Raw genomic sequence first — 18,204 nt, 5'->3', positions numbered from 1 at the left:
GGCGGGGCTCAGTATATGAACTGAACGGTTTGGTCTGCAAAGGAGGCGAGGGCGGGCCCGGCCGCCACGCCGACCAGGAACGCCAGGTTGAACCAGCCGACCGCGAGGCCGTGCCGGTCGTCGTCCAGGTCCCTCGTCGCCGCCACGGTCAGCAGTCCCTGACCGGCCGCCGTCACGAGTGCGCTCGCCCCCGAGCCGAGCAGCACGGCCGTCGGCCAGGGCGAGAAGGCCGCGACGGCCAGGGCCGCGAGCGACCCGGCGGCCAGCAGCGCCCGCGTCCCGCGCTCGCCCAGCGAAGGGGCGGCGCGGATCAGTGACCAGGACAGCAGGGCCCCGGCCAGCGCGGCCGCCGACGCCGCCGCGCCGGTCTCCACGGAACTCCAGCCCGTCAGATCGGCGACGCGGCGCGGAGCGGCGTACATCAGGGCGAAGTTGACCGTCGAGAGCGCGAGCATCAGTCCCGCGGCGGCACGGAATCCACGGTCCCGCAGGATGTCGGCCGGGCGGGCCGCGGCGCGTCCCGCGCCCGCCTTCGGCCGGTCCCTGCCCGCCAGGCGCAGGGCGGGCGGCAGGACGAGCAGGCTCAGGAGCGGGAGCACCATGGCGCCGCGCCAGCCGACCGCGTCGGCCACCGCCGCCCCGGCGAACAGGCCCGCCGTGCCGCCCGCCGCGCTTCCGATGGCGACCAGCCCCGCCGTACGGCCCCTGCCGTCCCGGCCCGCGATCTGGAAGGCCGCGACGTTCATGCCCGCCGCGCCCGCCGCCTCCAGGGCGCGCCCGGCGACCACCGCGGGGAGGCCCGGGGCCAGCAGGACCAGGAGCGCGCCGACGGCCAGGAGGAGGGCGCCCGCGCGGATGATCCCCGCGGGCCCGCGCTTCCCGGCCGTTCCGGAGAGCAAGGGGGTGCCGATCGCCATGCCGATTCCGAAGGCCGTCATCAGCCAGGCGGCCGAGGCGGGGGAGACGGCCAGGTCTCGGGCGGCGGCCGACAGGGCGAGCGAGGGCCCGGAGACCCCCATCGCGGCGGGCGCGGCGAGCGCGACGAGCAGGGGGCCGCCGGACCGGCGGCCCCCTGCTCGCGTGGTGGGCGGGTCGGCGGCGTTGGGGGCGGGCGGGGCCGCTCCGATGTTGGTGGCCATGACACGAATGAACTACACCATTCGGTTCACTGTCAATACTGAACCGATCAGTTTTGGGAATGAACCGATCGGTTGACTCTGTGGGGCGGCCGGTCTAGCGTGCTCGGGGTGACGGCCGGTGCTCGACGCCCGGTGCCCGACGCGTGCCCCCTTCCGGGCCCGCCCCGCGATCAGAGAGAGCAGGTACGGCACATGCGCACCACCACCCTTGGAGCCACTGGCGCGACCGTCGGCCGGATCGGACTGGGCGCGACGGGCACTTCCTTCGGGTACGACCCGCTGGGCCGCGACGACGCGACCTCCGTGACCGTCCTCCGGCGGGCGCTCGACCTGGGCGTCAACCTCATCGACACCGAGGACCTCTACGGCCCCTACACCCGCGAGGGGCTGGTGGGCCGGGCGCTGGCGGGCCGCCGTGACGAGGCCGTCCTGGTCGCGAAGGCCGGGCTCACCATGGGTGAGGACGGGCTGGGCCACGACGGGCACCCCGATCGCCTGCGCGCGGCGGTCGACGCCTGCCTTCGACGGCTGGGCACCGACCACGTCGACCTCTACTTCCTGCGCCGGATCGACCCGCTGGTCCCGCTGGAGGAGAGCTGGGGCGTCCTGGCCGAGATCGTCGCCACCGGCAAGGTGCGGGCCGTCGGTCTCTCCGACGCAGGGCCTGCGGAGATCCGGTGCGCGCAGGAGATCCACCGGGTCGACGCGGTCGAGGCGGAGATGCCGCCGGTCGCGCGCGGCTCCGCGGCCGGGATCCTGCCCTGCCTGCGCGAGCGGGGCATCGCCTTCCTGCCGTACGCGCCGCTCGGTCGCGTCGGCCCGGCCGGGTCGGCGGCCGTGCGCGCCGTCGCGCGGCGCCGCGGGGCGACCGCGGAGCAGGTGGCCCTGGCCTGGCTCCTGGCGCAGGGCGAGTACGTGGTCCCGGTCCCCGGCACGAAGGACCTGCGCGACCTGGCCGGGCACGCGGCCGCCGCCGACCTGGTCCTCTCCGCCGCCGAACTCGACGCCATCGAGGCCCTTCCCGAACTCGACGCCGTCCCCGCGCTCGTGGGCGCGTGCGGATGACCCGTTCCCCTTCCAGCCGCCAGCCGCCAGCCGCCAGCCGCCAGCCGCCGGGCGGCAACCGCCGACCGACAACCGCCGGGCGGCAACCGCCGACCGACAACCGATCATCAGGAGCCCGGAATGACCGACGTACGACCCCCCGTTCCCCCGTTCACCGCCGAGACGGCCGCGGCCAAGGTCCAGGCGGCCGAGGACGCGTGGAACAGCCGTGACCCCGAGCGGGTCTCGCTCGCCTACACGCCGGACTCGGCCTGGCGCAACCGCGACGAGTTCCTGACCGGCCGCGAGGAGATCGTCGCCTTCCTCACCCGCAAGTGGGCCAAGGAGCAGGAGTACGCCCTGCGCAAGGAGTTGTGGGCCTACACGGGCAACCGCATCTCGGTGCGCTTCGAGTACGAGTGGCGCGACGCCGACGGCCAGTGGTGGCGCAGCCACGGCAACGAGCAGTGGGAGTTCGACGAGAACGGGCTCATGCGGCGGCGCGAGGCCAGCATCAACGACCTGCGCATCGCCGAGGCCGACCGGAGGATCCTCGGCCCCCGGTAGGCGTCACGAGCACCGCCCCCGAGATGCCCCTGCGGGCCGACCTTCCGGTCGGCCCGCAGGGGCATCTCTCATGCCCGGCCGGAATCCTGGGGCGCGGGTGTGCGCAGCCCCGCGACGAGGAGCGCGACCAGGCCGCGCGCGTCGTACCGCGGATCGCTGTCGTCGCCGATGCAGAGGTTGCCGATGCCGCGCAGCAGTTGGTACGCGTCGAGGCCGGCCCGGATCTCGCCGGACGCGGCCGCCGCGTCGAGCAGCTCGGCGCACACCGGCAGCAGGCGCTCCAGGAAGACGGTGTGCAGCGCGTCGAAGCCGTCGCCGTCGTTGTGCAGCGCGCTCGCCAGGCCGTGCTTGGTCACCAGGAAGTCGACGAAGAGGTCGGCCCAGCGCGCGAGTGCGGCGTGCGGGGTGGGCCCGGCCGCCAGCAGGGCAGGGCCCGCCTCGGCGCAGGCGTCGACCTGGTGGCGGTAGACCGCGACGACGAGGTCCGCGCGGGTGGGGAAGTGCCGGTAGATCGTTCCCATCCCGACCCCGGCCCTGGCCGCGATGTCGCGCACCGGGGCGTCCACGCCCGAGGCGACGAAGACCGCCGCCGCCGCGTCCAGCAGGGCCTGCTGGTTGCGCCTGGCGTCCTTCCGCCTGGGCGTGGGCGGGCCTCCCGCGTCCTGCTTGCCGTCGTTCACCGTGGCACTCCTTCGATCCCGGCCTTGCAAAGCGGAACACTGCTCCGTATCGTCTTTAACGGAGCGGCGTTCCGCTTTTTCTGTCGCCGATGGTGCCAGAGCGGAGGGCGGACGACAATCCGGGCCGCTCCGTCCGGGCCCGTCCGCCCGTGACGTCCGTCCGTGACGAAGGGACACAGTCATGCAGTACCGCACATTGGGCCGCACCGGCGTGCAGGTCAGCTCTCTCGCGCTCGGCGCGATGAACTTCGGCAGGGTCGGAAACACCTCGCAGGAAGAGGTGACCGCCCTGGTCGACGCGGCCCTGGAGGCGGGCGTCAACCTCATCGACACGGCCGACGCCTACAGCGGCGGCGAGTCGGAGGAACTGGTCGGCAAGGCCATCGCGGGCCGGCGGGACGACGTCGTGCTGGCCACCAAGGCGGGCCTGCCGATGGGCGAAGGGCGCAACCACCGCGGCGCTTCGCGCCGCTGGCTGGTCACCGAGCTGGACAACAGCCTGCGCCGCCTCGGCGTGGACCACGTCGACCTCTACCAGATCCACCGGTGGGACCCCGGCACCGGCGACGAGGAGACGCTGGCGGCCCTCACCGACCTCCGGCGCGCGGGCAAGATCCGCTGCTTCGGCACCTCGACCTTCCCCGCGTACCGCATCGTGCAGGCCCAGTGGGTCTCCCGCGAGCACCGCCTGGGCCGGTACGCGACCGAACAGCCCAGCTATTCGATCCTCCAGCGGGGCATCGAGTCCCACGTCCTGCCCGTGGCCGAGGAGTACGGACTCGGCGTGCTCGCGTGGAGCCCGCTCGCCTCGGGGTGGCTCTCCGGCGCCGTCCGCGAGGGCCGCGCCGTCACCACCAGCCGCTCGACGCTCATGCCGCAGCGCTTCGACCTGACCCTGCCCGCCAACCGGGCGCGGCTCGAAGTGGTCGAGCGACTGGCCGCGATCGCCGACGGGGCCGGTCTGACCCTGATCCAGCTCGCCCTCGGCTTCGTGACCGCGCACCCCGCCGTGACCAGCGCGCTCATCGGCCCCCGCACGCCGGACCACCTGCGCTCCCAGCTCGCGGCGGCCGACACGGTGCTCACCGCCGACGTCCTCGACGCGATCGACGCCGTCGTCGCGCCCGGCGTCGACCTGGCCGCCCACGAGAAGAACGACACGCCCCCTTCCCTGCTCGACCCGGCCCTGCGCCGCCGCTGATCGCACACGTGTGCCCCGCCACCAAGAGGCGGCGGGGCACACGGTTCACGTTCCCCGGACCGGCCGGGGCAGTCGCGGCCTACTCGTCGTAGAACCCCTCACGGGTCACGACGCCGTAGGACCAGTCGTCGGTGTCCTCCTGGAGCGTGAGCTGCAGCCGGTCCTTCGAGCCCTCGAAGCGGACCACCACGTCCACGTACTTCTTCGGGCTGACGAGGAACTCGGCGACCGCGGGGCGCTGCGCGGCGTCACGCCACTTGTCCACCCACTCCCGGGCCGTCTCCTCGGCGTTCTCGCCGTCGTACGACAGCTTCGCCAGGCCCTTGGCGTCGCCGCGCTGGATGCGGACGAGGGCCTTCTCGACCAGGGCCAGGGTCTTGGGGACCGGGCGGCCCGTCACCGACAGGTCGAGGTCGGCGGTGCCGTCCTTGACGTACGGCGGGGTGTGGTCGGTCGTGCACCCGGCCAGCAGCAGCGCGGCCGCCACCGCCAGGCCCGTGCCCGTCCGTCGTGCTCGTCTCAACTGCGCCTCCCGGGCCTGATGATGCTGACCGCCGTGATCTTGCCCGGCTTGAGCCACTGGTTGAGCGTGGTGTGGTTCTTGCTGCCGTGCTGACTGATGTTCACGTTGCCGCCCTTGCCGCCGGTGACGACGCCCGCGTGGTTCCAGCGGCGGTCCTTCTTGTAGTACGCGAAGATCACGTCACCGGGACGGACGTCGTAGCGGGAGATCTCCCGGCCGCCCCTGTGGTCCTTCAGGTGCTGGCGCAGGTTGGCCGCCGCGGCCCAGGTGTAGCTGTCGAGCTTCATCGGGCCGATGCGGTTCATGAACCAGCGGGACGGGTTCTTGCGGCCGCCCTTGCGCTGCTTCATCTTGCCGCCGTAGTGCAGGGCCTTGGAGACGAAGTTGGCGCAGTCGTTGCCGTGGTCCCACTTGATGTTGACGTTGCGCTTGGCCCAGCTCGACGTGCCGCTGTGGTTCGGCGCCGCGTAGGCGACGGGCGGAGCGGCACCGGCCGGGGCGTCGACGGCCAGTCCGTCGGCGTCCAGCACGACGGGCAGCGCCTCGTCCTCGGGCGACACGATGTCGCCGACGCTGTCCTCGGCGGGCGGGGCGACGGTGGCGGCCTCCACCGCGGCCGTGCCGGAGGGCATGGTGACCTCCACCGCCGCGTCGTTGGCCTCCACGCGCAGGACGTCGCCGGCGAACACGAACCGGCCGGGGGACTCGCCCTCCTCCGGCTCCCGGGTGCCGTCCTCGTGGGTGAGGACGGTCCGCTCGGTGACCCGGCCGCGCACGACCACGGTGCTGTCGGGACCCGCCCCGGTCAGCGGCTCGTCCAGGACGGCCGTGGCCTCCGTGATGCGGCGGCCGTGCCGGGCGCCCGCCTCGCGGATCCGGTTCAGCTCCGGTGCCTGCGCGGCGAGGAGGTCACGGAACATCGCCCCGTGCGCGGACGCGGCAGCGGCCTTCTCGGCGCTGGTGTGCGCGCCGGTGAGCAGCGCGGCGCGGGCCGTGAAGTAGTCCCGTACGGCCTGGGCGTAGCGGTCCTGGGAAGCGATCGCGACCGGCTTCACGGGTGCGGCGGAAGCCGCCTTCGACGTGCCGAACCCGGACGCCGCGGTGACGGTGACGGTGTGGTCGGCGCCGTTGGCGAGCCCGTCGAAGACCGCGCGGGTGCCGTCCACGGTCCGGCGGGCGACCTCGTCCGCGCCCTTGCGGACGACCACGGTGTACGTGAGCGCGTCGGTGGCCGCGCCCGGGTCCCGCGGGGCGTTCCAGGTGGCCAGCAGACCGCCGCCGGCCGGGACCGCCTTGACGTCCTCGGGCGCGCCCGGCGCGCCCGAGGGGACGTAGGAGACGACGAGCACGGGGCGCTTCGCCGGGTCGGCGGCGCGCGAGGAGTGGTACACCACGCCCGGGGCGTGGTCGGTCTCGTCGCCGAGCTGGAGGCTCAGCCCGTGGTTCTCGCCGGTCTCCAGCCAGTCCGCGACCAGCGGGCCGACGTTCAGGTCGCCCAGGGCGAGCGGCAGCTCCTCCTCGGTCACGAACGGCTCGTCGCTCGCGGCGGCGGCCAGCGCCTGACCGCTCAGCTCGGGGCCCCACGCCTCGGCGAGGTCCTTCAGCGTCGCGGCGGGCTCCTCGCAGCCTTCGTCGGCGGAGCAGTCGGCGCGGTGCAGCTTCAGCCGGGCGTCGGTGATCCGCGCTCCCGCGGGGACGGCGGACAGGTCGGCCTTGAGCCAGGAGCGCCAGGAGACGCCGCCGGGCGTGCCGACGCGCAGCGTCTCGTCGCGGACGGCGGCACAGTCCTGGTCCGCGCAGTCACGGGCGCCGACCGGGGCGGTGGCGTCCGAGAGGGCCGTGATCTCGACCGTGCGCGTGGCCGGGACCGGGTCGGCCTTCGGGGGCTTCGCGGTGAACGGGCGCTTCGGGGTCCACGCGGAGCACGCGTGGTCGCCGCAGGCGCGCATCGCCCACTGGTAGGCGCGGCCCGGGACGAGGGTGTCCTCGGGGACGGCGGTGGCGACGCGGTTGCCGCTCTCCTCGGTGGACGGGGGCAGGGCCACACCGGGCAGTTCCTTGCCCGCGGCGTCGTAGAGCGCGAACTCGCCGGTCACCCGGGACTGGTCGCCCGAGGTCACGACGCCCGAGAGCAGCGGCGTCGGGGTGTCGGTCGCGCCCTCCTGGAGCGTGCCGGGCACGTCGGGGACGGGCAGCACGACGGGCTTGGGGCCGACGCCGAACTGGTAGGAGGCGGTGCCCGAGAGCAGCCCCGCCGAGTCGACGGTGCGGGCGTGCAGGGTGTGCCAGCCCTTGGCGGCCTTCAGCTTCACCGTCTGCGGCTTGCCTCCGGTGCCCGCCGGGTCGTTGACCTCGTGCGGGGTGTTCGGGTCGTCCAGGCCGTAGCGGTAGCCCCGGCCGTCGCTGGAGGTGGTGGCCAGCGTGCAGGTCAGCTCGCCGTTCTTGTCGGTCCACTGGTCCTGCGCGTACCCGTCGCAGCTGATCGCGGGGCGGAGCGGCTTGAGCACGTTCACGTGGAAGGGCGTGTACCCGCTCCACGGGCCGTAGGCCGAGCCGTCGTGGGCGCGGACGCGCACCCGGTAGCCGAAGGAGCCCAGCTTCTTGTCGGCGGGCAGCGCCAGCTTGGCGGTGGCGCCGGACGCGACGCCCGCGCTGGTCCCGGTCCAGGAGTACGAGCCGCCGCCGCCTTCGGGGGAGGCGGTCACCTCGAACTGCGCCTTGACCGTGCCGCCGTCCGGGTCGGAGACCTTCGCGGCGAAGGTGGGCGTCTCGGAGGTGGCGTAGGTGCGCTTGTTGAACGTGTTGTAGGAGGACGGGTCGACCGTCACCGCGCCCGGCACCGCGGGGAGCCGGTTGTACGTCACCGAGAGGACGGGCACGTTGCTCGCGGCGTTGCGGGAGTTGAAGCGCTTCCAGGCGTACGAGTCCTTCTCGTCCGTGGCCCGGATGCCCATGCTGTTCTCGTTGTACGGGTTCGCCGCCCACGCCTGCGTCAGGTTCGTGACGTCGGCGGTGACCCAGCCGTCGTCGCAGCCCGCGCCGAAGCCCTTGGTCTGGGTGGACGTCGCCCACTTGCGGTTCCACTTGGGCTGGCTGTCCCAGCGGGTCGCGGTCGAGGCCGAGCTGGTGTCCCACACCTCCCAGGCACGGGCCTGGCAGGACCACGAGTGGTGGTTCCACAGCTTGAGCGTCGCCGAGGCGATCTCGGCGTTCTTCACCGGCTTGTTGTCGAACTTCAGGAACGAGCGGGCGACCTGGCCCGACCCGTTGTTGCCGAGCTTCAGTTCCTTGGACGTCGACTGGTCGGTCCCGTAGCCCTGCTGCACGAAGGTGGTGAACGTCGTCAGCAGGTTCACCGACGGGTCGACGGTGACCGGGAACCGCGTCTTCGGGTCGGCGAGGAACGCCGCGTCCGGGGTGAGCGTCAGGTCGATCTCGTCGCCGTGCTGGACGAACGACATCGCGACGGGCGCGCGGTGCGGGTGGTCGCCGGAGCGCGGGTCGGTGCGGGCGTCCCACATGACGGGGGCGGGCAGGGTGCCCGCGACCTTCCCCGACCTGGCGTCGGTGAAGGTCACGCCGCCGTCCGGGGCCGCCTTGGCGGTCAGGCCTTCGGCGGAGAGCGTCATGCGCAGGGTGCCCGCCTCGTCCACCGCCTCGCGGGACTTGAGGAGGAGGAACTGCTCGAAGCCGGTGCGGGTGGCGTCGACGACGAGGTCGGCGTCCGGCAGGGCGTCGGGGTACGTGGCCTTCGTGCCGTCGACGCGGGGCGCGGGCAGGGCGCCGCGCCAGCCGAGTTCGACGCGGCGGCCGTCACCGGAGTCCAGGGACACCAGGGGCGTGGCGGCGGGCACCGGAGCGGAGGCGCGCAGCCGCCGGGTGGCCGCGGTGTCGGCGCGCTCGGGGGCGGGGCCCGCGAGGGTCAGGCCGAGGGGGTGTGCCTTGGCGGCGACACCGCCGTCCGCCTGCCGGGCGAGGCGTATGTCGACGTCCGTCCAGTCGCCGTCCGCGTCGCGGAAGCGCACGGGCCCGGCGGACCGGTCCTCCGTCAGGGTGCCGTCGGGGTTGGCCCAGACGGTGAGGGTTTCGGTGCGCGCGTCGAGCACCTCGACGCGGCTGCCCTTGAGGCGCGCGTCGAGCAGCGCGCCGGAGGCGTCGGTCGCGGGCTTCGGCTTGCCGGTGGCCGCGCCGTCGGGGCGCGGCGCGGCGACCGCTTCGAGCGCGGTCGCACCCGAGGCCACGGCTTCGAAGGTGAGCAGTCCGGACAGCGCGAGACAACTGCTCACCACCCCCACTCTGCGAAGCGTGCGCCGCTGCGGGCCATCTGACACAGGATCCCCTCCCACTTAAAGAAATCGTCAAGACCCGGTAAAGCTAGTCGCACGCTTTCGGGGGAATGGGGGCTATTGGTCCTGAAACGGTCAGGCCGAAAGTCCGGAATGCGAGGTCAGCGCCTCGCCGGGTGCTCCGGGGCCGCCCATGCGACGTCGTCGACCGCGAGCCAGGGCGCGGCCGCGACGGCCGTGGGCGTCACCCCGGCGAAGGCCATGACGTCCCGGTGCAGATGGGACTGGTCGGCGTAGCCGCTCTCCACGGCCACCAGGGAAGCGCTGTGCCCCGCCGCGAGCAGGTGGGCCGCGTGGTCGAAGCGGACCAACTGCGCGGCGCGCTTGGGCGTGAGGCCGATCTGCGCCCCGAAGCGGGACCACAGCCGTTTGCGGCTCCAGCCGACCTCGGTCGCCAGCGGTTCGACCCGGAGCCGGCCCCGGCTGTCCACCATCCGCCGCCAGACGTGGCCGACCTCCGGATCGACCCCGGGGCCCGCCCCGCGCCCCGGGGCGAGCGCGGCCCGCGCGATCGCGAACCGGTCGTCCCAGGACGCGGCGTCGCGCAGCCTCTCCCGCAGCCGTACGGCGTCGCGGCCCCAGAGGTCTTCGAGGGGGAGCGCCGCGGACCCCGGTCCGGGGAAGTCGCCCAGCACCGCGCGCGCGACCGGCGGCGACAGCCGCACCTGTAGGCACTCGATGTCCCGGCCGCTCACCCGGACGCCGCCGGGCGCGAGGCCGAGGACGACGCTGCCCCGCCGCTGCCGGCCGTCGGCGTCGTCGACGAGCACCCCGTCGCCGAAGTCGACGACCACCGTGACGGCCGGGTACGGGACCACCCGGAGGTCGACGAGGTCCGTGCTCAGGTCGCGGAACCCCGCCATGTCGACCCCGGGCAACCGGTCGTGCGGCGACGGGGTGGCGATGGCCCACCTGGCCGCGGCGGCGCGGGTCGACTCGGGGCGGCGCATGGCACCAGGTTACGAGCCCCGTCGCCGTGCCCCGCCGCCGCCCGCGGAACATTCGTCCAAGACGCGGCACCGGGCGCGCGGTGAAAGTGGCGGCACAACACCCGTACAGGAGGGGAAGGTTCGTGACGCACCAGCCATTCGACCCGTTCGCGTCGGCGCTCGAACTCGCCGCGGCCGGGCCTGCGGGCCGGTGTGCTCGTCGCCCCGCCCGTCGACGGGCTGCCCGTCGATCCGGCGTTCCTGACGGCGGTCGACGCGACCCTCCGCGCCCTGGAAGCGGCCGGTCACCACATCGTCGACGCGGCCCTTTCGCTGCCGCGGAGCGACGAGTTGGTTGCCGCGCCGCGGCACACGCACCGAAGAACCCATCGCCCGAACCCCGTCACCGTAAGGAAGTCACGACGTGACCGTCACCCCGTTCGACCTCTTCGCCTCCTTCGTCCACCTCGACGAGGACGGCAGGGTGCGCGCCGAGAAGCCCGTGTTCAACCACGAAGGGGAGGCCTGGCAGGTGATGACCTTCCGCGTGGAGACCGACGCCGACGTCCACGGCGACCACTGGGAGCTGCACACCGCCGCGGACGAGGTCGTCTCCTGCCTCACCGGCGGCATACGCCTCCACCTGCGCCCGCGACGGCCGGGGGAGGACGAGGAGGAGATCGAGGTGGCGGCAGGACACGCGGTCGTCGTGCCGCGCGGACGGTGGCACCGCATCGCCCTGGACGCCCCCAGCGACATCATGTCCATCACCCTGCCGCGCGGCAGCCGCCTGGAGAAGCGGACCGAGGCGTAGGCGAGAGCCGCAGGGGGCGTCAGGGCGGCGGTTCAGGGCCGGGCAGGAACCACGGGTGCGTACGCCGCCAGGATCACGCCCCCGTGCGCGACAGGCGCGCGGACGGCGCCGTCGCCCTGCGGTGCTTGAGGTTGACGGCCGACGCCCTGGCCAGCGCCGTGGGACTCAGGAAGCGCGGCGGACTCATCAGCCGGGAGGCGAACAGATGGATGTGCCGCGCCACCGCCTCGTCCCGCGCCGCCGCCGAGAACATCAGCCGCTCCAGGGGGTTGAACGGACGCGACCTCGCGAAGTCGACGGCCAGGCGCTGATGGCCGAGCAGCCGCCGCTGGTGCGTACGGGCGTACGCCGCGAGGGACTTGTCGAGGTCGCCCCGGCCGGTGACGGCTGGAGCGACCGCGTCCGCGAGCCACTGTGCCGTCTGCAGGGCCCAACCGCACCCCACGCCCCACAAGGGGTCGCTGGTCAGAGCGGCGTCGCCGACGAAGGCGACGCCCGGCGCGGTCGGCCTGCGGCTGTGGAGCGGGTAGTCGACCGTCCCGGTGATCTTCGTGATGCGCTCGGCCGAGTCGACGGGCGGCGCCTCGGGCAGGGCGCGTACGAACGCGAAGAAGCTGCCTTCCAAGTCTTCCCTGAAGGCCGGCAGCCGCTTCTTGTCGGGGAGCACGGCGACGACCGTCACCCCGTCGTCGTTCGGGAACGCGTACGCCATGTCGGGTTCGAGGAACCAGACGTGGCTGATCCCGTCGCGCAGCGGAAGGCCGCGGAAGTGCGCGAAGTAGCCGAACCGCGCGTTCTCGTACGGCCGGGCGGGCACCCCGGCGAACTTCGCCACGGGCGAGTCCTTCCCGTCGGCGCCGACCACCAGGCGGGCCCGGATCTCGCGCTCGCCGCGCGGCGCCGACACGCGCACCCCCGCGACCCGGCCGGCCTCCCGCACCACCCCGGTCACCTGGTGGCCGAGGAGCAGATCGACGCCCGGCGTCCGCTCCGCACGGGCCCTGATCAACGGATCGAGGGTGCTGCGCCGGACGTTGTACGCGTGCGGCAGCGCGGGCCCGTTCGGCGTGTCCTTCGGCTCGATCCACCCCCAACGGGTGTACCAGCGGGCGTGGTTGGGAATGGCTCCGGTCTCTTCGAGGGCGGGGATGAGCCCCAACTCGTCGAGCACCGGATAGGAGTTGGCCGTGAGGGAGTGGGTGCACAGCACTTTGTACGCCCCGGGATCCGAGCGGCGTTCCAGCAGGGCGACGCGCGCGCCGCGGCGCGCGAGCAGGATCGCGGCGGCGCTCCCGGCGAGACTGGCTCCGCTGATGACGACGTCGTACTCGGGTCCCGCGCTCTCGGGCTTGGCCATCCGCTGATCGCTCCCTCTGGGGGTGTGCCGTTCACAGGAGTGGGGGTGGTGCAGGTGTCACTCCTGTCAGGGGCATGGCGAGTTGTCAAGGGAATCGACGGCGGGCCCCGCAGCCGGGTCAACCCGGCTTGACCGCCAGCGTCGCGAAATAGCTCGACATGTAGGGAGCGGACGCGTTCGAATGGTGCGGCGCTTCCGTGAAACCGGTGAGGGCGAACCCCGCGGCGAGCTGCCCGCCGATCTGGTCGGTGAGGGTGTGGCTGTACTCAAGAGCGGCGTCCGCGCCGAACTTCGTGGCGCGTTCCTCGGCGGAGTACTGCGCGACGTCGCTGTAGGGCAGCTTGTGCGCGACGATCAGCTCGCCGCGCTCGTCGAGCGCCTCGTGGTCGAACAGGTACGCGTCGGGGTTGAGGAAGCCCGCGAGCAGGGTGCCGCCCGGCCGCAGGACGCGGAAGCACTCGCGCCACACCGGTGCCAGGTCCGGTACGAACAGGTTGGAGACCGGGTGGAACACGACGTCGAACGCCGCGTCGCCGAAGTCGCCGAGGTCGCGCATGTCGCCCAGGACGGTGCGCAGTTCGAGCCCGTCGCGCGCCGCCACAGTCCGGTCCTGGCCGAGCTGGCGGGGCGAGTTGTCGAACACGGTGACCCGCGCCCCCGCGGCGGCGAGGATCGGCCCCTGCTGGCCACCGCCGGAGGCCAGGCACAGCACGTCCTTGCCGGTCAGGTCCGTCGGCAGCCAGGAGCGGTCGACCGGCTCGTGCCCGATGAGGACGATCGACAAGTCACCCGTGCGGGCGCGCTCGACGTCCTCGGTGCTCACCGGCGTCGACCACTCGTTGCCCTCCTGGACGTACCTGTCCCAGGCCGCCCGATTGTGGGCGACGGGGTCGACATCGATGTCCTTCACGTTCAACTCCCTGGTGCGGCCGCGCGGACAGCTGCGGCACTGACGGTCCGGTGCCGCCAGCCAACACGATCGCAGGGTGCGGGCTCAACGGGATAAGCGGGCACCGAGGCGGCCGGGGGCTCGCGGCGCCGCCGCTCCACCGGCGGCCGGGGCCAGGCCGTGGCCCTCGGCGCGACGACGGCGGGGCCCGGGGCGGAACGCCTCGGCTACGCCGCGTGCTTCTGCTCGGCGCGAGCGGCTGCGACCCATTCGACCAGCAGCGCGAGGTATTCGTCGCTGCCGACGTGCCCGCTCTCGACGAGGGCTCGGATCTCCTCGTTGATCACCGCAGCGGGGCGTGCGGGGCCTGGGTGCGCAGGAGTTGGGGGCATGTGGGCCATTTTAGGCCGGGGGTACGACAATCGGACAGAGGTGTGCTCGCCTCCGGATACGGGTGTCGCACAGCTTTCGTGAGGGGGCGGGCCGCTCCCGGGGGAGACGTGCTCTTGCCCGAAAGCGGCCCGCCGCCATGAGGCGAAGCGGCAGGGCACCGGGGGTCTCCGGCGGACCCGGCACCGGCGAGTCCCTCCAGCCGTCGGCCGGAGGGACTCGCCGCACCACCTGCCGCGCGGCAGATCGGCCGTCAGGCGTAGGTGTAGAACGGGGTGTGGTCGAGCATGCTCTGCGGGGTCGTGTCGGTCCAGGGCGGCATGGTCTCGTTCAGGTCGATCACGTCGGCCGTGCCCCCGGCAGGCAGGTACTTGGCACTGGCCGGGTGGAGCGCCTGCCAGTCGGCCCAGAGCTTGTCGACGAACGCGTGGTGGAGCCAGAACACCGGGTCGTTCGGGGAGACGCTCGACTCCATCTGGCCCCAGACCCAGGTGTGCACCCGGTTGTGCATGCTCATGTACCCCGCCGACCCTTCGAGCGCGGAGCGGAAGCCCGCCGAGCCGTCGCGCCACGGCGCGGAGTCGTAGGTGGGGACGGCGAGGGCGGCGTCGACCTCGGCCTTCGTCGGGAGCGTGGAGACGCGGTAGCCCAGGTTGCGGGCGAGGAACGGGCGGCTGTCGACCTGGACCGTGATCGGCCACTTGCCCGCGGAGTACGCGAAGGGGCCGTCCATCACCTGGTCGTCCAGGGGGCGTCCGGTGCCGCCGAGCAGGTCGGGCGCCCAGACGGAGGAGGCGACGGTGTTGTCGGCGGTCCAGTCCCAGTAGGGGATCGACACCGAGGCGTCGACCTTCTGGAGCTCGTTCTCGAAGTCGATGAGGAACTTGCGGTGCCACGGCAGGAACGACGGGCCGAAGTGGCCCACGTAGACACCGGTGTTCATGTCCAGCGCGAAGCGGAGGCGGTGGGCCGCGACGAACTCGTCGTACTTGCCGATGCGCTTGACCTCCAGCACGGCGTCGACGAATGCCTTCTTCTCGGCGGCCGTGAGGTTCGCCTGGTTCTTGCGTACGGTCATGGCGAGTGCTCCCGGCTCAGGCGGTGGGGTCGAAGGGGACGAGGGAGGCACCCTTGAGGGAGGTGACCGCGGTGCGTGCGGCGTCGAGCGGGGTCGCGAACCTCTCGTAGTGGTTGATCGCGCTGCTCCAGCCGGTGCCCTCGTGGTGCATCACCTGGAGGTCCCGGCCGTCGATCAGGACGCGGAAGGTGCCGTGGCCCGCGTGTCCGCCGTGGCTGCCGTGCCCGGAAGCGCGCGTTCCCGACGCGTGGGATCCGGCCGCCCGGACCGGCTGCCCCTGGATGCGGCGGCCCTCGAAGACCTCGTCGAAGGACGCGAGATCGGTGTTCGAGCCGAACGGGGCGGTCGTGCCCCTGTCGTCGGATCCGGTGTCCGCCCAAGCGGTGGCCATGCCGGCGAGCGCCACGCCCGCGGTGGCGCCTGTGACGGCTTTCACGGCCTGACGGCGGGTGGGTCTGAACATGACAGATAACCCCTAAAGGTATGGCTGAAGACGACCCCGGATGGAGTGGGACCGCCTTGGCCATACCTAAACGGAGGGTGATCATTCGCGGTAGAAGGCGTCCGGCCGATGGGTCGTCCGGCGGACATGTTGCAACGGGCCGTGCGGCGGCCGCCGTCTTCGATCTTGCTTGGGACAAGCATCCATTCGCCCCGGAAGTGCAGATTCCGTTGTGCGTGTGCCCTGATCGTGAAGATCTTTCGGATCACTCCCTGCCTCCACGTTGTACGTGCACCATGCAGATATGGCCGAAAATCATGGTGGCCGCCCCTGTAGAGGCAGTGCCTCGCGCCCGCCCTGCCGCACCCTTCCCGAGCCTCGGCGCATGCCTGAGTAGGAGCGCTCATGCCGGTGTTCAACCGGGTGACGTAGCTTCGTGCCGTCACGAACGGCACGCGGAGGGGAAGTGCGGGGCATGCGGGGGACGTGGGACGTCGGCCGGGGGAACAGCGGGGAAACCGTACGGGTCGCCAGGGCGTCGGGAGGCGCCCGATGAACGCGGCCGACACGGAGAGAGCCCGGAGTCTGGGAGTCATGGGGCTGCTCTGGCTGGCGGTGTTGGGAGCCGCGGTGGCCTTCCTGGCCGTGTGGGGTACGGAAGCCGTGGCGCCGGTGGTGCGGGAGACCGCGGTGATCGGCCACTCCAGCGACGGGACCGACGAGGGCGAACCGAACAGCTTCTTCGTCGAGGCGCTGACCGACAGCGGCGCCGAGGTGCCGCTCGGGGAAGGCGGCGGGATCCTGGAGCCGATCCACCTGGGCGACGCGGTCGTCGTGGCGCGGTCCCGCGTCACGGACCGCGCGATCTCCGTGAGCGGACCCGACGGCGAGGTGAACCTGCACCACCACACGGGGATCCTCGTCCTGGTCACCCTCTCGGTGGCCTTCCTCGGCGTCACGGCATGGCTCGGTCGCCGCGTCCTCGTCGCCGCGCGACGAGCGCTGCGCCCGGGTGCCGTACGCCAACTGGTTCCTCCCGCGGCCCTTTTGGCGGGGGCGATCGCCGTGTCCGCCTCCCTCTTCACTTCGGACGCGCCCGGCGGGCGTCCCTGGACGCTCGACGGCATGGGCGTCTACGACTCCCCGAAGTTCTTCCCCGAGACGGTGGTGCGGGCCGGTGACGCGGCGACCGTCAGGGGCTACTCGCTGCGCATCGGCGCCCCGATGGCGGAGAAGACGCCGGAGGGGGCGCCCGGCAGGCTCTCCGGGCTGCGCGTGCTCGTCGCGGACGTCGCCGTCCGCAACGAAGGGAAGGAAGAGGGATACCTCCAGCTGGAGTTGATCGGCAGTGGAAGGGGGAAGGCCTCGCTGCTGGAGGCCGACGAGTGCGGAACGGCGCCCGGTGCCTTCGACGGGCACGTCGCCGCGCTGCCCCCGCCCTCCTCGCGCCTCTGCTTCGTCGTCCCGGAAGGGTTCCGGCCCCGCTTCCTGATCGCGGGCGGCGCGGACGACGACGTCGCCATGGCGGTGTCCGCGCGGTAGGGCGGCACGCGCCGGTCAGCGGGCGGCCGCGCCGAGGCGGACCGGCAGGGCCTGGTGCCCGTTGCTGATCAGCGACCCGGACGGCCTCAACGTCGCTGCCGGTACGGCGAGTTCGATGCCGGGGAAGCGCTCGAAGAGCAGGCGCAGGGCCGTGGCGACTTCGAGGCGGGCGAGGGGAGCGCCGAGGCAGAAGTGGATGCCGTGGCCGAACGCCAGGTGCTCCTTGTTCAACCGGCTGACGTCGAAGGCGTCCGCGCTGTCGCCGTGCCAGTCGGGGTGGCGGTTGGCAGCGGCGTAGGAGGCGAGGATGGCCTCGCCCCGCGCGATGGTCCGGCCGTCGGGCAGGGGGATGTCGGCGAGGGCGTAGCGCAGGGGGAGGTGCTTGATGGCCGGTTCGAGGCGCAGGGTCTCCTCGACGGCGTCGTCCCAGTGCGCCTGCCCGGCCCGGACGCGGGCGAGCTGGTCGGGGTGGGTGAGCAGATGTGCGACGGCCTGGTCGATGACGTTGACCGTGGTCTCGTACCCGGCGCTGATCATCAGCAGCAGGGTGTCGCGCAGTTCGGCCTCGGACAGCCCGGTCCCGTCGCCCTCCTCGTCGCGGGCCGCGACGAGGAGGGAGGTCATGTCGTCACCGGGCGCGGCGCGCTTGGCGGTGATGACCGCGTCCAGGGCCCGGTACAGCTCGGTGGTGTTGGCGGCGGACTCCTCACCGGTCAAGGTGGTGTCGAAGACGCCGTCGACGACGGTACGGAACGCGGCGCGCTGTTCGACGGGGACGCCCATGAGCCGGCAGATGACCGCGATCGGCAGCGGATAGGCGAAGTGCTCGCGCAGGTCGACGTCCTGGTCGGCGGGGAGCGCGGCGAGTTCGTCGAGGAGGCCCTCGACGAGGGCGTCGATGTCCGGCCGCAGGGCGGTGATGCGGCGGTGGCTGAAGGCGGGCGCGATCATGCGGCGCAACCGCCGGTGGTCCGGGCCGTACGCGGTGAACATGTTCCGGACCGCGACCCACAGCGCCAGGGGCCAGGTCTGTACGACGTCACCGAACGCCGGCCAGTGGGCGCGTGCGTCCTTGGAGACGTCGGGGCTGGTCAGCAGTTGTTTGAGGAGCGCGGGATCGCTGACCGACCAGGCGGGGACCCCGAGGACGTCCACCCGGACCGCCGGACCGTGGCCGCGCAACCGCAGGTGCTCGGCGTGCGGGTCGGATCCGGTGGGGTCGAGGACGATCGGAGCGGCGGGCGGTGTCGTCACGGCGGAAGG

Annotated in this window: 16 protein-coding genes; 5 read left to right on the top strand and 11 right to left on the bottom strand. The window is 73.0% G+C overall.

Going from position 1 to position 18,204, the window contains the following annotated elements; genetic code table 11:
• Positions 1 to 8 precede the first annotated feature (8 nt).
• Positions 9 to 1,139, bottom strand: a complete 1,131-nt coding sequence (locus tag ACIBNE_RS23960; protein ID WP_399274712.1) for an MFS transporter — start codon at positions 1,137 to 1,139, stop codon at positions 9 to 11.
• 192 nt (positions 1,140 to 1,331) lie between these two features.
• Here ACIBNE_RS23960 and ACIBNE_RS23955 point away from each other — a divergent pair, with 192 nt between their 5' ends.
• Together ACIBNE_RS23955 and ACIBNE_RS23950 are read left to right on the top strand one after the other, a co-directional pair.
• Positions 1,332 to 2,204 (top strand): aldo/keto reductase, encoded by an 873-nt coding sequence (locus ACIBNE_RS23955; RefSeq protein ID WP_399274710.1) that lies wholly within the window; start codon positions 1,332 to 1,334, stop codon positions 2,202 to 2,204.
• Between the two features lie 120 nt (positions 2,205 to 2,324).
• The gene (locus ACIBNE_RS23950) at positions 2,325 to 2,750 is read left to right on the top strand and encodes a DUF1348 family protein (RefSeq protein ID WP_399274708.1); all 426 of its coding nucleotides are present in this window, start codon (positions 2,325 to 2,327) and stop codon (positions 2,748 to 2,750) included.
• 68 nt (positions 2,751 to 2,818) lie between these two features.
• Here the strand turns inward: ACIBNE_RS23950 and ACIBNE_RS23945 are convergent, their stop codons facing one another.
• Positions 2,819 to 3,430: a TetR/AcrR family transcriptional regulator gene (locus tag ACIBNE_RS23945; protein WP_399274706.1), complete on the bottom strand. Its 612-nt coding sequence runs from the start codon at positions 3,428 to 3,430 to the stop codon at positions 2,819 to 2,821.
• A 181-nt stretch (positions 3,431 to 3,611) separates the two neighbouring features.
• Here ACIBNE_RS23945 and ACIBNE_RS23940 point away from each other — a divergent pair, with 181 nt between their 5' ends.
• Positions 3,612 to 4,631 (top strand): aldo/keto reductase, encoded by a 1,020-nt coding sequence (locus ACIBNE_RS23940; protein ID WP_399274704.1) that lies wholly within the window; start codon positions 3,612 to 3,614, stop codon positions 4,629 to 4,631.
• Between the two features lie 79 nt (positions 4,632 to 4,710).
• On the opposite strand, the gene ACIBNE_RS23935 is transcribed toward ACIBNE_RS23940, so the two are convergent.
• The 3 genes from ACIBNE_RS23935 to ACIBNE_RS23925 form a co-directional block, all read right to left on the bottom strand.
• Positions 4,711 to 5,154, bottom strand: a complete 444-nt coding sequence (locus ACIBNE_RS23935) for a hypothetical protein (RefSeq protein ID WP_399274702.1) — start codon at positions 5,152 to 5,154, stop codon at positions 4,711 to 4,713.
• Positions 5,151 to 9,440, bottom strand: coding sequence for a DNRLRE domain-containing protein (locus ACIBNE_RS23930; RefSeq protein WP_399274699.1), 4,290 nt, complete (start codon positions 9,438 to 9,440; stop codon positions 5,151 to 5,153). The genes ACIBNE_RS23935 and ACIBNE_RS23930 overlap by 4 nt, the downstream gene beginning before the upstream one ends.
• Before the next feature lie 161 nt (positions 9,441 to 9,601).
• Complete coding sequence (locus ACIBNE_RS23925; protein ID WP_399274697.1) at positions 9,602 to 10,450, bottom strand: helix-turn-helix domain-containing protein; 849 nt, start codon at positions 10,448 to 10,450, stop codon at positions 9,602 to 9,604.
• 403 nt (positions 10,451 to 10,853) lie between these two features.
• On the opposite strand from ACIBNE_RS23925, the gene ACIBNE_RS23920 reads away from it, so the two are divergent.
• Positions 10,854 to 11,243 carry a cupin gene (locus tag ACIBNE_RS23920; RefSeq protein ID WP_399274695.1) on the top strand — a complete coding sequence of 130 codons (390 nt, stop codon included), beginning with the start codon at positions 10,854 to 10,856 and terminating at the stop codon, positions 11,241 to 11,243.
• Between the two features lie 73 nt (positions 11,244 to 11,316).
• Here ACIBNE_RS23920 and ACIBNE_RS23915 read toward each other — a convergent pair whose 3' ends face one another.
• The 5 genes from ACIBNE_RS23915 to ACIBNE_RS23895 all read right to left on the bottom strand — a co-directional run bounded on the left by ACIBNE_RS23915 (position 11,317) and on the right by ACIBNE_RS23895 (position 15,420).
• Complete coding sequence (locus ACIBNE_RS23915; protein ID WP_399274693.1) at positions 11,317 to 12,600, bottom strand: NAD(P)/FAD-dependent oxidoreductase; 1,284 nt, start codon at positions 12,598 to 12,600, stop codon at positions 11,317 to 11,319.
• Between the two features lie 118 nt (positions 12,601 to 12,718).
• Positions 12,719 to 13,510 carry a class I SAM-dependent methyltransferase gene (locus tag ACIBNE_RS23910; protein ID WP_399274691.1) on the bottom strand — a complete coding sequence of 264 codons (792 nt, stop codon included), beginning with the start codon at positions 13,508 to 13,510 and terminating at the stop codon, positions 12,719 to 12,721.
• Positions 13,511 to 13,716: 206 nt separating this feature from the next.
• The gene (locus ACIBNE_RS23905) at positions 13,717 to 13,881 is read right to left on the bottom strand and encodes a hypothetical protein (RefSeq protein ID WP_399274689.1); all 165 of its coding nucleotides are present in this window, start codon (positions 13,879 to 13,881) and stop codon (positions 13,717 to 13,719) included.
• 251 nt (positions 13,882 to 14,132) lie between these two features.
• Complete coding sequence (locus ACIBNE_RS23900) at positions 14,133 to 14,957, bottom strand: tyrosinase family protein (RefSeq protein WP_399274687.1); 825 nt, start codon at positions 14,955 to 14,957, stop codon at positions 14,133 to 14,135.
• Between the two features lie 16 nt (positions 14,958 to 14,973).
• Positions 14,974 to 15,420, bottom strand: coding sequence for a tyrosinase family oxidase copper chaperone (locus ACIBNE_RS23895; protein ID WP_399274685.1), 447 nt, complete (start codon positions 15,418 to 15,420; stop codon positions 14,974 to 14,976).
• A gap of 573 nt (positions 15,421 to 15,993) precedes the next feature.
• Between ACIBNE_RS23895 and ACIBNE_RS23890 the strand changes: the two genes are divergently transcribed.
• Positions 15,994 to 16,941 carry a hypothetical protein gene (locus ACIBNE_RS23890; protein WP_399274683.1) on the top strand — a complete coding sequence of 316 codons (948 nt, stop codon included), beginning with the start codon at positions 15,994 to 15,996 and terminating at the stop codon, positions 16,939 to 16,941.
• 15 nt (positions 16,942 to 16,956) lie between these two features.
• Here ACIBNE_RS23890 and ACIBNE_RS23885 read toward each other — a convergent pair whose 3' ends face one another.
• Positions 16,957 to 18,195 (bottom strand): cytochrome P450, encoded by a 1,239-nt coding sequence (locus ACIBNE_RS23885; RefSeq protein WP_399274681.1) that lies wholly within the window; start codon positions 18,193 to 18,195, stop codon positions 16,957 to 16,959.
• Between the last annotated feature and the right edge of the window lie 9 nt (positions 18,196 to 18,204).

It is taken from the genome of Streptomyces sp. NPDC050504 (assembly GCF_044458065.1).
Classification (GTDB): Bacteria; Actinomycetota; Actinomycetes; order Streptomycetales; family Streptomycetaceae; genus Streptomyces.
The sequence above is the reverse complement of the archived record's forward strand: the minus strand, read 5'-3'. Positions and strand labels throughout refer to the sequence as shown.

Coding starts and splice junctions, on each gene's coding strand:
- ACIBNE_RS23960 (WP_399274712.1), bottom strand. CDS start 1,139: ATGGCCACCAACATCGGAGCGGCCCCGCCCGCCCCCAACGCCGCCGAC.
- ACIBNE_RS23955 (WP_399274710.1), top strand. CDS start 1,332: ATGCGCACCACCACCCTTGGAGCCACTGGCGCGACCGTCGGCCGGATC.
- ACIBNE_RS23950 (WP_399274708.1), top strand. CDS start 2,325: ATGACCGACGTACGACCCCCCGTTCCCCCGTTCACCGCCGAGACGGCC.
- ACIBNE_RS23940 (WP_399274704.1), top strand. CDS start 3,612: ATGCAGTACCGCACATTGGGCCGCACCGGCGTGCAGGTCAGCTCTCTC.
- ACIBNE_RS23925 (WP_399274697.1), bottom strand. CDS start 10,450: ATGCGCCGCCCCGAGTCGACCCGCGCCGCCGCGGCCAGGTGGGCCATC.
- ACIBNE_RS23915 (WP_399274693.1), bottom strand. CDS start 12,600: ATGGCCAAGCCCGAGAGCGCGGGACCCGAGTACGACGTCGTCATCAGC.
- ACIBNE_RS23905 (WP_399274689.1), bottom strand. CDS start 13,881: ATGCCCCCAACTCCTGCGCACCCAGGCCCCGCACGCCCCGCTGCGGTG.
- ACIBNE_RS23900 (WP_399274687.1), bottom strand. CDS start 14,957: ATGACCGTACGCAAGAACCAGGCGAACCTCACGGCCGCCGAGAAGAAG.
- ACIBNE_RS23895 (WP_399274685.1), bottom strand. CDS start 15,420: ATGTTCAGACCCACCCGCCGTCAGGCCGTGAAAGCCGTCACAGGCGCC.
- ACIBNE_RS23890 (WP_399274683.1), top strand. CDS start 15,994: ATGGGGCTGCTCTGGCTGGCGGTGTTGGGAGCCGCGGTGGCCTTCCTG.